The organism is Marinicella marina, assembly GCF_030065545.1.
Taxonomy (GTDB): Bacteria; Pseudomonadota; Gammaproteobacteria; order Xanthomonadales; family Marinicellaceae; genus Marinicella; species Marinicella marina.
In genome coordinates this window covers 342812-359290 of sequence record NZ_JASJNC010000007.1, presented here as the reverse complement: position 1 = coordinate 359290, position 16479 = coordinate 342812, and the positions used below count along the sequence as shown (strand labels likewise).

At 43.7% G+C, this 16479-nt stretch carries 14 protein-coding genes; 6 read left to right on the top strand and 8 right to left on the bottom strand.

Annotated features, from left to right (window positions below; translation table 11 throughout):
- Nucleotides 1-273: 273 nt before the first annotated feature.
- The 6 genes from QNI24_RS12390 to QNI24_RS12365 form a co-directional block, all read right to left on the bottom strand.
- Nucleotides 274-915, bottom strand: a complete 642-nt coding sequence (locus tag QNI24_RS12390; protein WP_267177044.1) for a hypothetical protein — start codon at nt 913-915, stop codon at nt 274-276.
- Between the two features lies 1 nt (nt 916).
- Entirely contained in the window at nt 917-1786 is an 870-nt protein-coding gene (locus QNI24_RS12385) for a DUF6502 family protein (protein WP_267177045.1), read from the bottom strand.
- Nucleotides 1779-2465, bottom strand: coding sequence for an EAL domain-containing protein (locus QNI24_RS12380; RefSeq protein WP_267177046.1), 687 nt, complete (start codon nt 2463-2465; stop codon nt 1779-1781). The genes QNI24_RS12385 and QNI24_RS12380 overlap by 8 nt, the downstream gene beginning before the upstream one ends.
- A 291-nt stretch (nt 2466-2756) precedes the next feature.
- A complete protein-coding gene (gene mutT, locus QNI24_RS12375) occupies nt 2757-3200 on the bottom strand; it encodes an 8-oxo-dGTP diphosphatase MutT (RefSeq protein ID WP_267177047.1) in 444 nt (147 codons plus the stop codon).
- A complete protein-coding gene (gene secA, locus QNI24_RS12370; RefSeq protein ID WP_267177048.1) occupies nt 3179-5914 on the bottom strand; it encodes a preprotein translocase subunit SecA in 2736 nt (911 codons plus the stop codon). The genes mutT and secA overlap by 22 nt, the downstream gene beginning before the upstream one ends.
- Before the next feature lie 127 nt (nt 5915-6041).
- Nucleotides 6042-6971 (bottom strand): M23 family metallopeptidase, encoded by a 930-nt coding sequence (locus QNI24_RS12365; RefSeq protein ID WP_267177049.1) that lies wholly within the window; start codon nt 6969-6971, stop codon nt 6042-6044.
- A gap of 44 nt (nt 6972-7015) precedes the next feature.
- On the opposite strand from QNI24_RS12365, the gene QNI24_RS12360 reads away from it, so the two are divergent.
- From QNI24_RS12360 to QNI24_RS12335, 6 genes are all read left to right on the top strand, one after another.
- Nucleotides 7016-7324: a DciA family protein gene (locus QNI24_RS12360; RefSeq protein ID WP_267177050.1), complete on the top strand. Its 309-nt coding sequence runs from the start codon at nt 7016-7018 to the stop codon at nt 7322-7324.
- Between the two features lie 99 nt (nt 7325-7423).
- Nucleotides 7424-8239, top strand: a complete 816-nt coding sequence (dapD, locus tag QNI24_RS12355) for a 2,3,4,5-tetrahydropyridine-2,6-dicarboxylate N-succinyltransferase (RefSeq protein WP_267177051.1) — start codon at nt 7424-7426, stop codon at nt 8237-8239.
- The gene (locus QNI24_RS12350) at nt 8236-8535 is read left to right on the top strand and encodes an ArsC/Spx/MgsR family protein (protein WP_267177052.1); all 300 of its coding nucleotides are present in this window, start codon (nt 8236-8238) and stop codon (nt 8533-8535) included. The genes dapD and QNI24_RS12350 overlap by 4 nt, the downstream gene beginning before the upstream one ends.
- 2 nt (nt 8536-8537) lie before the next feature.
- Nucleotides 8538-9671 carry a succinyl-diaminopimelate desuccinylase gene (dapE, locus tag QNI24_RS12345; RefSeq protein ID WP_267177053.1) on the top strand — a complete coding sequence of 378 codons (1134 nt, stop codon included), beginning with the start codon at nt 8538-8540 and terminating at the stop codon, nt 9669-9671.
- Complete coding sequence (dusA, locus tag QNI24_RS12340) at nt 9668-10645, top strand: tRNA dihydrouridine(20/20a) synthase DusA (RefSeq protein ID WP_267177054.1); 978 nt, start codon at nt 9668-9670, stop codon at nt 10643-10645. Before dapE ends, dusA begins: the two co-directional genes overlap by 4 nt.
- Nucleotides 10635-11555, top strand: a complete 921-nt coding sequence (locus tag QNI24_RS12335; protein ID WP_267177055.1) for an arginine deiminase-related protein — start codon at nt 10635-10637, stop codon at nt 11553-11555. Before dusA ends, QNI24_RS12335 begins: the two co-directional genes overlap by 11 nt.
- Nucleotides 11556-11625: 70 nt before the next feature.
- On the opposite strand, the gene QNI24_RS12330 is transcribed toward QNI24_RS12335, so the two are convergent.
- Together QNI24_RS12330 and QNI24_RS12325 are read right to left on the bottom strand one after the other, a co-directional pair.
- Entirely contained in the window at nt 11626-13365 is a 1740-nt protein-coding gene (locus QNI24_RS12330; RefSeq protein ID WP_267177056.1) for a hypothetical protein, read from the bottom strand.
- Between the two features lie 155 nt (nt 13366-13520).
- On the bottom strand, nt 13521-16163 hold the full coding sequence (locus tag QNI24_RS12325; RefSeq protein ID WP_267177057.1) for a DUF4397 domain-containing protein: 2643 nt from the start codon (nt 16161-16163) through the stop codon (nt 13521-13523).
- Between the last annotated feature and the right edge of the window lie 316 nt (nt 16164-16479).

The following is a 16479-nucleotide window of genomic DNA, read 5'->3' as shown; positions in this document are numbered from 1 at the left end:
GTGTGAAACAGATGAGCTGTTTCAAAAAAGTCATGTTCTAATGAGCACTTAAAATATCGTGGCTCTGTTTCTTTATTATTACTCCCTCTTTATTGATTTCAGGTGTCACTAAACAAATCACCTGCCATCAAATTCTTTATAAAAACTGCCCCTAATCCTGATGTCAGTCTTTTTACTTTGCCAACAAAATTGTTATCCTTTTAACTTTACTTGTTTGTCCTCTTTTCTTAGGGTTATAGCTATATCAATAAAGGTATTTTGCTATAAATATATTTATAACTTACTTAAATATTTGCATACATTTACTGAATTTCCGTTAATACTAATTTTTCCAATATCCATAAACTCTATGCCCTTGTTTGATTCAATCTCTGCATTGGAATTGGCTGAATTCTCTTCACATGATAAATTGACTGTTAATACGCGGTTATCAAGTTCTATCGAATTTGCAGGACTGCCGGTACCCTCATCTGTTGCAAGTAATCCTCCAGTTCCTTCATCTGTTGCTGGTGTTCCGGTGCCTTCATCTGTGGCCTGGAAAACAAAACCATTGTTTGCAGCTTTATTGCCAGTACCCTCATCAGTTGCTTTGATGCCACTTATTGTGTTGTTGAGAATGAATGAGCCTGTTTTTCCTTCTAAAATTCCTTCAATAAACTCAACCTTAGAATCAGTATTTAAAACCCCCTTGAAGCTCTCGCCATCAGTGGTGAATAAATTAATATCAGCAGCAAATATAGGCTGAGAAATGAACAGCGCTAAGGTAACTAACATGAAATGTTTATACAAAATGGCATTGCTTTTATTCAAAAATCTTTGCTCTTTTTTATCAAATACAGTTTCTTGATTGATGTCTGTTCCTTCTGTTTCTGCGAAGAATTTAATGTCTGTACCTTCAGTTTCTGCTCTTTTCATATCAGTTTCTCTTAAATGTTTTGTGAAGTGTTTGGTTTTCGTCGAAATAAAAGAATCCTAGGCCAATTCTGTTTTGGTTTTTTGGAACCGTGATGCTGGCGTATTTATCTTCTATTGCTTCAAACTTGGTGGTTATGGTGTCTTCATACAGTGCTTTCATCATTTCAGTTACTTCATGACGAAAAGCGGGAATATGTTCTTCGGGAATTTGAATAGAAAATAAGTTTCTTTGGAAATTGGTGTCATTTTCATGATCAAAATTGTGTGCGATGGTATTAGTTAATCGTTTGATTGAATTGGCTGCTATTTCAATTTTTGCCACACTGACCGCTTCTTTAGGCACGAATGATTTTTTAATCAAATGAACCTTGTTGTCTTTGATTTCAACACAACCAGCTTCGATTAACGATTCGAGAATAGGACCATGACTGATGTTTTTCCCAAATCTTTGTGTAAGTACTTCGAATGATAATCCTGAACCGCTTCGTTTCAAGGGGGTTGGGTTGCCTTTATCATCACAGAAAGGGGGATTTGATACCCAATGATCGAGAATATTTCCTTCTCTTGATCTTGCAGCATTGGTATGAGTTACTAAATCTTTGGCTTTGAGTATGGCAGAAACCTCTCTTCGATCTAGTCCTGTTTGATGTGCTATCGAAGATATTTTCCCGCGTGAATTACTACTTACTTTATTGATGTGATTCTCGCCTTCTTCAACGTAGATTTCCCGCAATAAGTTACTGAATGATTTAAATTCAACCTTGTTCTTTACTAATATTTTTACCATTGGTCTGATGCAGGTTCCAATAAAATCAAGCCAATAACTATTGAATGATAAGTTTTGTTTGTTTTGTGTATTATGTTTACTCATTGAAATACCACCCTTGAAAGTTCTTGAAACCTTGGTTTCTGCCTTTGATAAAGTCCTGTTTGGTCTCAACACCTTCTAACACGGTGTTGATCTTCATGGCATCGGCAAATTTAGCCAATCCTTCGGTAAATGTGGGTGTTTCTCTTCGGTAAGACAGGTTTTGATTGGCCACTTTGATGACGTCAATCAGACCTATTTGTAACAAATCCCAGTGAGCAAAGCCTGAACCAAAGTCGTCTAAAGCAATCCAGCCACCCAAGCTACGGAAATATTTCAACAGATCGATGGAGCTGTTAGAAAGAGTCGGCATGGAATGTATTTCAATGATTTCAATACACATGTTCTCTGGTGCAATCAAGCGGTTGTCGATCAGGCGCATTAGATTTTCTTTGAATGCATCACTCAATAGGCTGATCGGAGTCAGATTGACACTCAACCTCGACGGTTGTTCTTGTTCGAGGATTCGAGGGATTTGATTGAATATTTGAATATCCAATTCTATTTTTTGTTGGGTGTTCAGGGATTTGAAGTAACGCTCAACATCAGTGTTACCTAGTAAGTTGGTGGGGCGATACAGCATCTCTAACCAGTTTTGGCTTTGCATATCAGCACCCATGATTTCTTGAAGGGCGAACCTCAAGTCAGTCTGGGTGTTTTGTTGAAATGCAATTAAATTCATAAACATGGTCAAAATTGAACAGGTTTATTATAAACCCAATAATCTGATGGTGTAAACAGATATCTATTATTTATTTAAAAATTATTAGAAAACATATACGGATCGGTACATGGAAGGGTATTGTTGAGCATGCTAAAGTCCCTGCATATGGTCTTAAAGACAATAAATTCTTAGGGCATTGTGGTTAATGGTTTGAGTTAGGTGCTTCTGATTACTTAATTTTTTGGGCGAGTCTATTGAGCTGGAGGCATGAATTTGGATAAACAGGCTGATTACTATGGAAGCCAGTGTTCAGTTGGTCTGGTGATTTTGGTTTTTGTTGCGCTTATGCAAGTACTCTAGAATGGGGGTATTGGCTGGAGGAAGCTGGTGGTGCTGCAGTTCATCAAAAGGGACCCATTTCATGGACTGGCTTTCGATTGGTTTGACTTTTGGATGGGTGCTAATTTCGTGGAAAACTTGGATGCGAACTGTTCTCGATGGGTACTCATGGTTGAGGGTCAGGATGTGTTCCACACGGTTTGGTGCGTGGTCGATTTCCTCAATGCATTCGCGTTTTAATGCTTGTGAAAGGTTTTCACCAGATTCAACTTTGCCGCCTGGAAACTCCCAGTAATTGGCGAGGTGTGCGTCGGCTTTTCTTTGGGTAATTAAGACGTCGCCTTGGTGATTTTCCAAAACCAAGACGACGACTTCAATGACGGGGCCTTTGCTCAGGTCAAGCGACCGTGGCATTGTTTGTACTTTTTACCAGAGCCGCATGGACAAGGGTCGTTGCGACCTACTTTTTGGCCATCACGTACGAAAGTCTCAACTTTTTCTGCTTCTTTTTGGGCGGGTTGATTAGGGGATTGATGCTGGAACGTCACATTTTGTTCTTCTTTGTGTTCCATGGCTGCCACATCATCTTCCTCACGAACCTTGACCCTGGCAATGATTCTGCTGGTTTCGTATTTGATTTTATCGAGTAAGTCTTTAAACAATTCGAAAGACTCTCGCTTGTACTCTTGAATCGGTTGTTTCTGGGCGTGAGAGCGCAGCCCAACACCTTGTCGTAAATGGTCCATTTGAGCCAAATGTTCTTTCCACAGTTGATCCAGGGTGTTTAAGTAAGCGGCTTTCTCAAAATTACGCATCACCTCAGAGCCTGTCATGGCTTCTTTTTCTTTGAAAAAACGCTCGATCTGAGCGTGAATTTTGTCGGTCAAACCATCATCGTCTAACTCATCATCGCGTTCAAGTATGCGGGTGATGTTGATTTCAATGCCGAACTCAGTAGCCAAAACTCGTTCTAGTTGTGGGATCTGCCATTGTTCCTCAACACTCTCTAATGGAATGTGTTGGCGAATCACGTTATCAAATACTTCTTCACGGGTGTCTAAGATGTAATCACCAATTTCGTCTGATTCCAGTAAATCAGCCCGTTGTTGGTAAATCACCATTCTTTGATCATTGGCGACATCATCATATTCCAAAAGCTGTTTTCGGATGTCAAAGTTATGAGACTCTACTTTTCGTTGGGCGTTTTCAATGATTCTGGTGATCCATTTGTGCTCGATGTACTCATCTTCTTTCATGCCAAAACGTTTCATGTTATCCATCATGCGGCTTTGGCCAAACACTCGCATCAAGTTATCTTCCAACGAAATATAAAAACGTGATGAACCTGGGTCGCCCTGTCGACCTGCTCGACCTCGCAATTGATTGTCGATACGGCGTGACTCGTGTCGCTCTGTGCCAATGATGCGCAGACCACCATTATCTAACACTTGTTGATGACGGACTTTCCAGTCTGCAGTGAGTTGTTCTTTTTCTGCTTCACTGATATCGCCTTTGTTTTCAATTTCGACCGATAAATTACCACCCAATACAATATCGGTTCCCCGTCCAGCCATATTGGTTGCAATGGTGACTGCGCCTGGTAAACCAGCTTCAGCAACAATCAATGCCTCACGTTCGTGCTGTTTGGCATTCAGTACATTGTGTTTGATTTTACGTTGCTTAAGTTGGTGTGACAGAAACTCCGAGACTTCAATGGAAGCGGTACCAACCAATACGGGTTGTTGTTTTTCGTGACAATCAACAATGTCCTCAATGATGGCTTCAAACTTTGCTTTTTGGCTGAAATAAACCAAATCACCTTGATCATCTCTGATCATTGGTTTGTGGGTAGGAATCACAATAACTTCTAGGTTATAGATGGATTGAAATTCGTAAGCTTCGGTATCGGCCGTACCAGTCATACCCGATAATTTAGGATACAATCGGAAGTAGTTCTGGAAGGTGATTGAGGCCAGGGTTTGGTTTTCTTTCTGAATCGGGACGTTCTCTTTGGCTTCTACTGCTTGGTGCAGTCCATCGGACCATCGACGCCCTTCCATGGTTCTGCCAGTGAATTCATCAACAATAACAATTTCACCTTCTTTGACAATATAATCAACGTCTTTTTCAAACAAGTGATGCGCTTTCAATGCAGCACTGACATGGTGCATGAGTGAAATATGTTGAGAGTCATACAGAGAATCATCTTCTGCCATCAGGCCATTCTTCTTTAACAGGTCTTCAGCATGCTGCATGCCTTGTTCTGTGAGAAAGACTTGTTTGGACTTTTCATCTACTGAAAAATCACCATCAGGTTCTGGCAAACTCTGTTTGTTCATGATGGCTTTTGAAATCTCTTTCTGATCTGGTTCAACGGTTGAGCGTTCTAAGAAAGGCACAATTTTATTGACGCGGTTGTAGACGTCAGGTGACTCATCAACTTGACCTGAAATGATCAATGGTGTGCGTGCTTCATCAATTAAAATTGAGTCAACCTCATCAATGATGGCATAAAAGGGTTCGCGTTGAACTTTGGCATCCAAGCTGAAGGCCATGTTATCACGTAAATAATCAAATCCCAGTTCATTGTTGGTGGCGTAAGTGATGTCACAGGCATAAGCAGCACGTTTGGCTTCATGGGTCATGCTGGGTATTACGATGCCCACAGTCATTCCTAGAAAGTTATACAGCGGTTCCATCCATTTGGCATCTCGACTCGCTAGGTAGTCATTGACTGTAACCACGTGAACACCTTCACCGGCCAAGGCATTCAAATAAGCGGGCAAAGTACACATCAAGGTTTTACCTTCACCGGTTCTCATTTCTGAAATCTTACCTTGGTGGATGACGATACCACCAATTAATTGTACGTGGTAGTGTCTCATGCCCAATGTTCTCACTGAGGCCTCACGAACCAATGCAAATGCTTCAGGTAATAAACTGTCTAATGCCTCACCTTGGTTGATGCGGTCTTTTAATGCTTGAGTTTGAGCTGGAAATTCATCATCCTTCAGCGCTTGGTATTGTGGCTCCAATGCTTCTATCTTGTCGGCCAGTTTGTCCAGTTGGCGAATGAAACGTTGGTTCCTTGAGCCAAATATTTTTGTGAAAAGTGAGTTTTTAGCCATAATTGTCTGTTTTAAGATTGCTCAACTGAGAGAAACAATGTGGTTTCAAACAGTTATTATTCAAGTAAAAGGGCAAATAAAAATGAATTTATCTGCCCTTCTACGGTTATTTTGTTTTTTCTGATGCTTATGAATTCACAAACGGTAATGGGTTGACCTTGCGTCCATTTTTGAGGATTTCAAAATGCAGGTGCTCGGAAGTGGCTCTGCCGGTTTTACCCATAACTGCTATTTTTTCTCCAGCTGTGACTTTTTGTCCTAATTCAACATCAATACTTTCGGCATGAGCATAGCGTGTCATGAAGCCGTTACCATGATCAATTTCAACCATTTTGCCGTAAGAGCTGCGTTTACCCGCCCACACAACCACACCGTCAGCGGCAGCCACAATGCTTGATTTGTAAGCCCCGGAATAATCCATACCAGGGTGGGTGGCTTGCTGGCCAGTGAATGGGTCTATGCGTTTGCCATAATAAGATGAGATCCAGCCTTTTTCCAGTGGTAGTACGTGGGGTGTTGAGCTTTGTTCGATGTCTTGTTCGTTCAACAGCTTAGCCAGGATGTTAAAATTTTCCTGTTGTTTACTGAAGCTGTCCTCTAAATTGAACAGGTTTTCATACAAAGACTGAGGCGTATTGGTTTCGCCAGTCAGCTCCAGTGCGGCACCACCAACGCCAGGTTCAGCATCAAGGTTGAATTCTTCTTGGTTGATGTCTGCCACTTCCGTTAAGCGACTGCCCAGTGCATTCAGTCGAGTTGAATGAGCCATCAATTTACCAATTTGTAAGGTCATTGAATCGATGTCGTTCTGAATGGATTTTTTATGTTCAATTAATTCTTGTTGGCTGGAGTCGACCAAAGACTGTAATTCTTTAATTTTGGCTTGCTTGCTACCATCAGAACCGAAGAACCAAGCGCCAAACAAACCACCAACAGTTAACAAGGTCACAGTGAACAGGCCTGTCAGAACGAATAATTTGGTTTTGACCGCTTTATCGCTCAAAGAGTATTGAACCATGCCCGTTTTTTTGTGCTTTATTATTGTTAAATTATTCATAAAAAAAACTTGCTTACATTATTTATTAATATTCAAATATACCCATGCGAAAATCCCGTGGGTTCCAGTCCATTTCTGACAGTTTAGCTCAAGATAAAAGTTTATCTGGGTTGATCAAACGTGCCAATCAGCTTAAAAAGCTGGATGATACTCTGCAATTGCGCTTGCCGGAGCAAGTCAAAGGCATGTGCCACTTGGCTAATATCAGGGGCGATACGGCAGTTTTGATGTGTCGTACGCAAATGGAAGCCAGTAAAATTCGCATGTACAGCCGCAGCATTCTACATATTATGCAGAAGGAATTCAAAATATCTGTGAAGAAACTGCTGTTAAAAGTTGATTTATCCGAGTAGTTGCCGTTATGTGCAAGTGTACCTTTTATCCGCCTGTTTAGGCTGACTTGCCGATAAGGGCAGTTTATAATGCCCCATTTCTTTAACAAATAACCCACCATGAACACAGAAAATGAAATCAATGCAGCGTGGCAAGCCAGATCCGAATTGTCAGCAGCACAGCTCAAGGCCGAATACGGTCAAGTCATCGAAACTGCCCTTGAGGGCCTAGAATCTGGAAGCCTGCGAGTCTCTGAACCTGTTGGCGACACATGGCAGGTCAATGAATGGCTCAAAAAAGCGGTATTGTTGTACTTCACCATATCTGAAAATCAAGTGATGCCAGGCACCACTCATAATTACTGGGATAAGGTGCCTTGTCGTTTCAACCAAGCCGACGAGGAAACATTCAAACAGACAGGAGCACGCGTGGTACCACCTGCAACCATCCGCAAAGGCGCATTCTTGGGCCGAGGCGTGGTCTGTATGCCTTCTTATGTCAACATTGGCGCATATGTCGGCGCTGGAACCATGGTAGATACTTGGGCCACTGTGGGCAGTTGTGCCCAAATTGGTGAGAACGTTCATTTATCTGGTGGTGTTGGTATAGGTGGTGTTTTAGAACCATTACAGGCGTCCCCAACCATCATTGAGGATGGCTGTTTCATTGGTGCACGCAGTGAAGTGGTTGAGGGTGTTCGGGTAGGCAAAGGCAGTGTCATATCCATGGGCGTATTCCTGGGTCAAAGTACCAAAATTTATGACCGTGAAACCGATGAAGTGACGTACGGTTATGTACCACCCGGCTCGGTGGTGGTGGCGGGAACCCTGCCTGCTGAGAATGGTAAATATGCACTTAATTGCGCGGTCATCGTGAAAAAAGTTGATGAAAAAACCCGTGCGAAAACTTCCATCAATGAGTTGCTCAGGTCATGATTATTTACGGCATCAAAAACTGTGACAAAGTCAGGGCAGCCATGAAACAAGCGCAAACCGATGACAATGAAGTTAGGTTACATGATTTCAGAGTCAACGGCATTGATGCTGATTTGGTGAAAGCCATGTTGCAAGACATCGAATTCAAACACTTGCTGAACAAAAGAAGCACCACTTGGAAGCAACTTTCAGCGTCAGAACAAGTGGCAGCGGATAGCCAAACTTTGGTGTCTCATCCCACGCTCATCAAAAGACCTGTTGTTTTTGTTGATGGGCAATACCGCATAGGACTCTGATCATGGAACCAGAAGTCATTGGCTTGGCCAAACAATTAATCCAAAAACCATCCTATACGCCCGATGATGCGGGTTGCCAGCCCTTGTTGATGAATCGCTTAGGCCCACAAGGCTTTCAAGGTGAGCATCATCGTTTTGGTGAGGTGGATAATGTGTTGATTTGGCATGGTGATTCACCAGGGCCAGCTTTGATGTTTCTGGGACACACCGATGTGGTGCCACCGGGTGATGTTGCTGCTTGGACACATGATCCGCTGTCCGCCCATGTTGAGGCCGGGGTGCTGTATGGTCGTGGTGTGGCTGACATGAAAGGTTCGATTGCGGCGATGGTACTGGCAATGGAAAAATTTGTTGCACAAAACCCCAATCACCCCGGTAAAGTAGCCATGATGCTGACCAGTGATGAAGAGGGTGTAGCCTTAGATGGGGTCAGAAAATTCATGCCTTTGATGGTTGCCAAACACCATTTTGATTATTGTCTGGTGGGCGAGCCCAGCAGTTCTAGCCAATTGGGTGATACAGTCAGGGTAGGCAGAAGGGGGTCTTTGCATGCAATCATCACTGTGCGCGGAAAACAAGGTCACGTGGCTTATCCGCAGAATGCTGATAATCCAGTATTTAAAGCAGCCGCTGCGATTGACGAATTAAGTCGCTTCGAGTGGGATGCGGGCAATGCTGACTTTCCGCCAACCAGTTTTCAAATTTCAAACATTCATGCAGGAACCGGCGTGCCCAATATCATACCGGGTGAAATGGTGATAACGGCTAATTTTCGATATGCACCTTGTTCAAGCCAAGAAACTTTGTCAAAACAATTACACGCCATTCTGGATCAATACCAGTTGGATTACAGCATTGATTGGCAGCTTTCAGGAGAGCCATTTCATTGCCAAGATGAACAATACAAAGAAAAGTTGGCCGCTTCTATCAAACAAATCACAGGTCTCGATGCCACTTTCAATACCGCTGGTGGCACTTCAGATGGCCGTTTCGTGGCGCCACATGGAGTGGCTACCATGGAATTGGGTCCCATCAATAAAACCATCCATCAGGTCAACGAATGTGAAAAAGTCAGCCATTTGGTGCAGTTGGAGAATATTTATTTGGACTTGATTCATCGCTTGTTACTGCCATGAAGCACAGCATCAATCGACAATTGTGCGTGGCACCCATGCTTGATTGGACAGATCGACATTGCCGTTATTTTCACCGCCTCATATCTAGTGAGGTGATGTTGTACACCGAGATGGTTACTTGTCCAGCGATTTTGCGTGGAGAAAAGGATAAGTATTTGGGTTTTTCAGCAGCTGAGAGCCCAGTGGCTTTGCAGTTGGGTGGCAGCGATGTCAAAGATTTGGCATTGTGTGCCAAGATTGCTGAGGATATGGGCTATGCTGAAATTAATCTGAACGTTGGATGTCCCAGCGACCGGGTGCAAAAGGGTCGTTTCGGCGCTTGTTTGATGCGAGAACCTGAGTTGGTGGCCGAATGTTTTGCAGCCATGCATGAGGCAGTTGACATCCCAGTGACCATCAAATCCAGAATTGGTGTTGATGATGAGGACTCGTTTGAACACTTCATCGGTTTCATTGATGCGGTGCGCAGCGCAGGCTGCCAAACGTTCATCATTCATGCCAGAAAAGCGTTGTTAAAAGGGTTGAGCCCCAAACAAAATCGCACGGTACCACCGTTGAAATACGACTTCCCATACCGGCTCAAAGCTATGCACCCTGATCTTGAAGTGATCATCAATGGGGGCATCGATACCGTTGAACTGGCAACTGAACAATTGAATCATGTTGATGGCGTGATGGTTGGCCGAGCGTTTTGGAATGCGCCGTGGCTGATCCGAGAAATGCATGATGCCATGGGCCTTAAAAAACAGCTTTTAACCAGAGATGAAGTGCTGTTATCATACGCCGAATATTGCCAAGCCATGATTGATCAAGGCTTGAGTTTACATTGGTTAATCAGACCCATATTGGGGTTGTACCACGGACTGCCAGGAAACAAGAAGTGGAAGTCATATTTAGTCACAGAAGCACCAAGACGCAAAGCGGATGTTAGGGTGATTCAAGAAGCCAAAGAGTGGGTGAAAGATGTTAGTTAAAAACATAGCGGATTTTAAAAAAGTACAAGAACTGAAGCAGTTCAACATCAAACAAGAAGTGGCGATGAAGGCCGCATTTATGGTCAGTCCAGTGGGTTTTTCTTTGAATGAACAAACCGCACAAGACAATGATTACATGCAGATGGATGAGTCAGTGGATGAGAAATTGGCGGTGTTTCAACAAATGCAACTGGCCAGAACATTGACTGATTTTGGTATACCTGTAGTTACCTTTCCTGGTTCTGAAGACACCCCTGATGCGGTCTTTCCAAACAATGCTTTTGCGACCAACCACAACCGCCGTTATATCGTCGGTTCAATGAAATATCCCAACCGACAACTAGAAACCCAACGGCGCGATATCAGAAAGTTTTTTGGTGGTGTCTTGGGTTATGAAGAATATGAGATTGAAAACCACCGTGCCATAGCCGAATTAACTGGAGTCATGGTTCCTGACCGTGGTCGCAACGTGGGTTTTGTTGGTATGACCGAAAGGGTCGATGAAGCTGGTGCTGTCGAGCTGGATGAGGGTTTTCAGCTGGATTTAACTTTTCAATTTGATTTGGCTGAAGGTGAATACCACACCAACGTGGTCATGGCTTGTCTGGCCAGTGTCGGCTGCGTGATACATAAAGACTCTTTTGCAGATCCCGATGTGGTTCAGGCCATCGATGATTTTTATGAGGGAAGAATTCTGTACCTTTCTGATGAAGAAAAAATGGCTTTTTGTGGCAATTGTATTTCTATCACCGATCGTGATGTCTTATTCAGTCAAACGGCCTTTGATACGTTGTCGGTGTCATCGCGAAAAATTTTGAACAACTGGGGTCTCGACATCCATGGCGTTGACGTGTCTGAGCTGGAAAAGGCCGGTGGCAGTTTGCGCTGTATGATTGGTGAGATTTTTTAGCCAAAGCAGATTGTTTCAAACAAATAAAGGAGCTAACTAGTGCTCCTTTTTATTTTTTATCCGATTTTGTTTAATCAAATCCATTTTTAAAAATCACGTCTGAGCTGTAATCCTCATCCGCACCAATATCAAAAGGACCGTCCAAGTCTGCAATCGGATCATCAAAGCCTCTTGTTTGATTATCGAAATCTCGCAGTGATGGTGTGTACAAGACAGCATCACAGGCATCCCTTAATTGAAAGTAAGATATGTGAAAATCACCATTGATGCGGTCTATGAAAGGATCAGTAGTATCAGTGATGATGTTGGTGCCAACTATTTGACTGCTTTCATTGGTGTAAATGCAGTAGTTTTCTGCTGAGCTATTTCCAGAAATATCGAACGAGGTGGTTGCTAAGTCATAAATGATGTTACCCACTTGTGTGATGTTGCTGGTGGCTGCAACTTGGATGTTTGCCACTACAGAATTGTTGTCCACGAAGGTGTTGTATGCCAGTGTTCCGACACTGTTAAATACCAGAAGAACTGCTGAGTTGGCATCATAATCTGTCGATGCATCATTGCGGTAAAACACATTACCCTCCAATGTGGCACTGCCAACAGCAACGGCTATGGCTGCGCCATCATCTGCCAGGTTATCTTGGAACCAAGCATTGCCGACAGCCAATTGAGCCCCTCCAACAAAAATCGCACCACCAAAGCTGCTGTTGGTGCCTGCATCATTAGATTGAAATAGGTTGCACTTGTTGTTGCTCCAGCAGCCACCTGGTAAGCGGGTAATGGTTGCAGTGGCGTCAGATTCAATATACAGCCCACCACCGTCGGCGTTTGCAGTGTTCTGGATGACTCTAATACCACTGGCGGTTAATGCTGTGTTTTCATCGTCCAGGTAGACCCCGCCGCCGACACCACCAGCAGTATTATTTAACAACAGAACTGGAACTGTACTGTCGCCGAAAGTTTCATTTTTGGTGTTCACTTCTGTACCAATTAAGCTGATTGTTGCGCCTAAGTTGGCGAATATACCACCGCCATTTCCAGCTGCATTATTACTCAAAATCCCGTTCAGCCCACTGTTTTGTTGTGGCGGGCCAGAGTAATAAGTGAAATCACAACCATTGGTGGCATAGACGCCACCACCATTGCCTTCATTGGTGATTCCGTTGCGCCGGGTATCTTGTGTGACTGAGTTACTGTTGATAGATGAGGCGCCATAAACTACCACTGTCGATGAATCACAACTGATGCCGCCGCCATTGCCTTGTAATGAATTGCCACTGATTAAGATATTTTTTAAGCTTGCAGCTGCCAAGTTAATCAAATTTAACCCAGTTGCTTGATTGTTTACAATGGCTACGTTTTCCATCATTAGGGTGGTGTTTTCTCCGGTGGCATTGATACCTGCAGTCGATGAGAACATATTGCCTGAAGCACCAGTAATCCATAGGTTCGATAGTTTGACTGTATAGTTGTCATTACCATTGGTGATGTTGATGCCACTGTCTTTGATTGGTTCAATGGTGGTGGTAAGCCGAATTGGATTATCGGCATTGGCAGCCGTACAATTGGCATAGCCACCTTTGATTTCAATGCCATTGTTTACGATATCAATCCGCTCATTAAAAGTGATGTTAACCAGCCTGATTTCATCATGACCGCCAAGAATGGCATCATTGATGGTGTTGTAATCGCAGTTTTGATCGCTGACCAGACCAACTGATGCAAAATTCACACCTTGTTGCGGCAAATCATTCACAGCCAAAAGTACCGTCGTAAAATTGAATAAAATGATTGTGTATAGGTATTTCATATATTAACCTCAATTAATAAACAGCTTGATATTCTACCAATTTCTGAAATTATTTCTGTTAGGGTTTAAATGTTTTATGAGAGCTATAGTTCAGGGTGTGTTCATATAAAAAAGGAGCTCGTTTGAGCTCCTTTCAGTTTCACATTCAGTGAGGTTTAATCAAATCCGTTTTTAAAGATGGTATCCAAGTCTTCACCAATCAATATATTGACAGAGTCAATACCAATGTAATTGGAGTTATTGCCGGCGGGTCCGGCATCTGTTACATCATAAACGAATGCAACGCGACCACTACCTTCAGGCACTTTGACATTGAATTCAGTCCAATCTGTTGGATAACCACCGGTATTCAAATCTTCGTTGATGGTTAACAAGGTTTCAGTAAAGTCACCAAAACCACTGACGCAATTACCCGTATTGGTGCCACCTGTGGGACTGTAAACCACCCTGAGGCGGTCTGGAAAAGCAATACCTTCCTCTAGTGGTTTGCGAGTCCAGAAGTCTAAGCCATTAATCAAAGTTTCCTCCGGTAGGATGGCGAAATTACAGATTCGAGAGCCTGAGGTTGCACGGAAGTTACTGAATATGTAACTATCTGGAGCACCAGCATTGGCAGGAAAGGTATCAACAGCGCCTTGTGTCCAAACAGTGTCAGGGGCATCCGATTGATTGTCAAAGATCCAATCAGTTAAAGCGGCGATGTCAGCAAAGTCTTCGGCTTTGAAAGCTGTCTCTAAAGGTAAAGAAGCTTGGGTGCCGTCAGCAAAAATAGCAGTGATACCTAAATCTTGCCTGACACCATCACCGACTGCGAATACAGTCACAATGGTGCCTTCAGCTAAGTCCACTGGTGCCAAGTTAATCAAACTCATGGTACCGTCAGGTGTAGATACTTGCAGATCGTATTCACCAGCTGGAATTTCCAAGTAACCAGAACTAGCACCAAATTCAACGTTGGCAAGTCCGCCGACAATGTTACCGGCATCGGTCCTGATTGAGACGGCGGTTTCTGCTAACTCATCAGAAAATGGTGCAGCGTGCACAACTCGAATTTTAATGTTGCCTGCAGCGGGTTGGGAATTATCATCTTCTAATAACAGCAGTGAAAGAGGTTGACCGACAACATTACCAATGGCCGCCACAGTGTAGTCAGTGTTTGCTGCCAAATCAGGTGCTGCAGAAATGGCTGGGCTGGCAGCGCCGGGAGGAGCGAAAACATCTAGCTGTGTTACACCAGGAGCTTCACCTGAAGCGCTGAGGTTTAAGTATCCTGAAGATTGGTTAAATTCAACCCCACTCAATACCTCCGTGCTATTAACTTCTACTGATACGGCAGTGGCTGCACTGTCAGCAGAAAAAGGTGCCAAGTGTGCCACTAAAGCTCTGGTGGGTTGCTCCAAAGGTAAAGCGGCGCTGCTGCCATCAGCGAATATGGCGGTTACACCCAATGGTTGATTGATTACGTCACCCACAGCAAACACGGTGAGTACATCGCCATCATTCAATGCTACTGGTGCGATATCAATCAAAGTGGTACTGCCATCAGGTGTGGCAATTTGTAAGTCATAAGTGGCTGCTGGTACTTGAATAAAACCTGACTCAGCACCAAAAGGCACGTTGGTTAATCCAGCAATGACATTGCCCGCATCGTCTCTGACAGAAACTTCTGTTGCTGGTAGGGTGTCAGCAAAAGGTGCAGCATGTACAATTCTGATTTTGGCAAAACCGCTGGCAGGAGCAGACAAGTCATCGATCAATGGTAATAACTGAAGGGGTTGATTAACCACATTACCAATGGCAGCGACCGTGTAATCGGTGTTAGCTGCTAATTCTGGTATCGCGGAAATTGCTGGACTGGCAGCCCCTGGTGGTGCAAAAACATCCAAAGCAGTAATGCCTGGTGCTACGCCGGCAGGACCCAATGGTAGGTAATTGGAGTTTTGGTTAAACAACACGCCCGATAAGACTTCAGCACTGTTAACCTCAACTGAGACAGCGGTGTCAGACAGTGCAGGTGCAAACGGGGCAAAATGTGCCACCAAAGCTCTGGTTTCTTGAATGTCATCTCCTTGTAAAGCCAGTGGTGCAGCGCTGCCATCACCAAACACCGCAGTGGCGCCTAAAGGTTGGTTGCTGCCATCGCCGACAGCAAATACCGTCACAATGTCACCGTCATTGAGCGTCACTGGCGCGATATCAATTAAAGTTACTGTGCCATCTGGTGTGGCTACTTGTAGATCATAAGTGGTAGCCGGTACCTCGAAATAGTCGGATGATTGTCCAAACTGAACGCCTGTCAAGCCATTGATGAGGTTGCCGTTGTTGTCTCTGATAGAGACGGCTGTATCGGCTAAATCTGCTGCGAACGGAGATGCGTGCACAATACGTAACTTGGCGTTGCCGACAGCAGGTGCTGAATTGTCGTCAACCAAAGGCAACAAAGTGAGGCCTTGGTTACTGATGTTGCCAACAGCAGCAACTGTGTATTGGGTATCAGCGGCCAAATCGACATTGGCAGTGATTGCGGCTGGGTCGCCTGATCCTGGAGGCGCAAATACCTCAAGTAAAGTGTTACCCGGTGCCACCCCTGGTCCAGCCAATTCTAAGTACCCTGAAACTTGATTATAAGTGACTGGGTTTAGGACTTCGCTGTCATTAACATCAACAGATACTGCTGTGCCAACTTCGTTATCAGCAAACGGCGCCAAATGGAGCACATTGACATCTGTTTGTGCTTGCGCTGTCACGGTGCCAGCCAATAAGGCCAAGGTTGTGAGCAACTTGGTGTGATTCTTCATGATTAACCTCTCTTAGTTGTGGATAAGAATGTGTGTTCTTAAATTGAACAGAATGATAATCGTGTAACTGAGGTATAAATTCAGTGAATTTTAGATGCTTTCAATTTCACTGGAAATTCACTTCATTAGAAAGGTTCTTTTTGGGTTTCATCAATTTTAAGATGTATGGATTTATGGCGTGATCTATTTGTGATTTGATTGATCCTGCCCTCAGGCATCCTCATGCTTAACACAAACATTGCCGATGCAGTCACGTTCATATCGCTTTAGACAGGCTTTTGTAACGTGAAGCCACCGGCGGCTATTAAGCTTTTGA

Bases quoted from the DNA above. Each gene is read 5' to 3' on its own strand.
- QNI24_RS12390 (WP_267177044.1), bottom strand. From the start codon at position 915: ATGAAAAGAGCAGAAACTGAAGGTACAGACATTAAATTCTTCGCAGAA.
- QNI24_RS12385 (WP_267177045.1), bottom strand. From the start codon at position 1,786: ATGAGTAAACATAATACACAAAACAAACAAAACTTATCATTCAATAGT.
- QNI24_RS12380 (WP_267177046.1), bottom strand. From the start codon at position 2,465: ATGAATTTAATTGCATTTCAACAAAACACCCAGACTGACTTGAGGTTC.
- mutT (WP_267177047.1), bottom strand. From the start codon at position 3,200: ATGCCACGGTCGCTTGACCTGAGCAAAGGCCCCGTCATTGAAGTCGTC.
- secA (WP_267177048.1), bottom strand. From the start codon at position 5,914: ATGGCTAAAAACTCACTTTTCACAAAAATATTTGGCTCAAGGAACCAA.
- QNI24_RS12365 (WP_267177049.1), bottom strand. From the start codon at position 6,971: ATGAATAATTTAACAATAATAAAGCACAAAAAAACGGGCATGGTTCAA.
- QNI24_RS12360 (WP_267177050.1), top strand. From the start codon at position 7,016: ATGCGAAAATCCCGTGGGTTCCAGTCCATTTCTGACAGTTTAGCTCAA.
- dapD (WP_267177051.1), top strand. From the start codon at position 7,424: ATGAACACAGAAAATGAAATCAATGCAGCGTGGCAAGCCAGATCCGAA.
- QNI24_RS12350 (WP_267177052.1), top strand. From the start codon at position 8,236: ATGATTATTTACGGCATCAAAAACTGTGACAAAGTCAGGGCAGCCATG.
- dapE (WP_267177053.1), top strand. From the start codon at position 8,538: ATGGAACCAGAAGTCATTGGCTTGGCCAAACAATTAATCCAAAAACCA.
- dusA (WP_267177054.1), top strand. From the start codon at position 9,668: ATGAAGCACAGCATCAATCGACAATTGTGCGTGGCACCCATGCTTGAT.
- QNI24_RS12335 (WP_267177055.1), top strand. From the start codon at position 10,635: ATGTTAGTTAAAAACATAGCGGATTTTAAAAAAGTACAAGAACTGAAG.
- QNI24_RS12330 (WP_267177056.1), bottom strand. From the start codon at position 13,365: ATGAAATACCTATACACAATCATTTTATTCAATTTTACGACGGTACTT.
- QNI24_RS12325 (WP_267177057.1), bottom strand. From the start codon at position 16,163: ATGAAGAATCACACCAAGTTGCTCACAACCTTGGCCTTATTGGCTGGC.